General features: G+C 73.5%; 1 protein-coding gene. It reads left to right on the top strand.

The annotated features are described in order from the left end of the window. A partial coding sequence (locus ACFO3M_RS22690; protein ID WP_387994501.1) for a methyl-accepting chemotaxis protein occupies positions 1-743 on the top strand: 743 nt, incomplete at both ends.

Genomic DNA, 743 nt, shown 5'->3' with positions numbered 1-743 from the left:
GCGGACGCGGTCGCGGCCTCCAGCGAGGAGCTGTCGGCGTCCTCGGCGCAGATCTCGGCCTCGGCCGAGGAGACCTCGGCGCAGTCCGGCGTCGTGGCCGGCGCGGCCGAGGAGGTCAGCCGGAACGTGCAGACCGTGGCCGCGGGCGCCGAGCAGATGGGCGCGTCGATCCGGGAGATCGCCACCAACGCCGCCGAGGCCAGCGCCGTCGCGGCCCGGGCGGTCACCGCGGCCGAGACCACGACGGCGACGGTGGCCAAGCTGGGCGACTCGTCGGCCGAGATCGGCAACGTGGTCAAGGTCATCACGAGCATCGCGGAGCAGACGAACCTGCTGGCGCTGAACGCCACCATCGAGGCGGCGCGGGCCGGGGAGGCCGGCAAGGGCTTCGCGGTGGTGGCCAACGAGGTCAAGGAGCTGGCGCAGGAGACGGCGAAGGCGACCGAGGACATCGCCCGCCGGGTGCAGGCCATCCAGGGCGACACCACCGCCGCGGTGGCCGCGATCGGGGAGATCTCTCAGATCGTCGCGCAGATCTCCGACCGGCAGACCACCATCGCCTCCGCGGTGGAGGAGCAGACCGCGACCACCAACGAGATGAGCCGGTCGGTGTCCGAGGCGGCGCAGGGCTCGGGGCAGATCGCGGACAACATCTCCGGGGTCTCGGCCGCGGCGGACTCCACCACCCAGGCGCTGACCCAGACGCGCACCGCCGTCGACGAGCTCTCCCGCATGGCCGCCGA

The organism is Geodermatophilus arenarius, assembly GCF_042654585.1.
Classification (GTDB): Bacteria; Actinomycetota; Actinomycetes; order Mycobacteriales; family Geodermatophilaceae; genus Geodermatophilus; species Geodermatophilus arenarius.
This window is presented reverse-complemented; position numbering and strand designations above follow the sequence as displayed.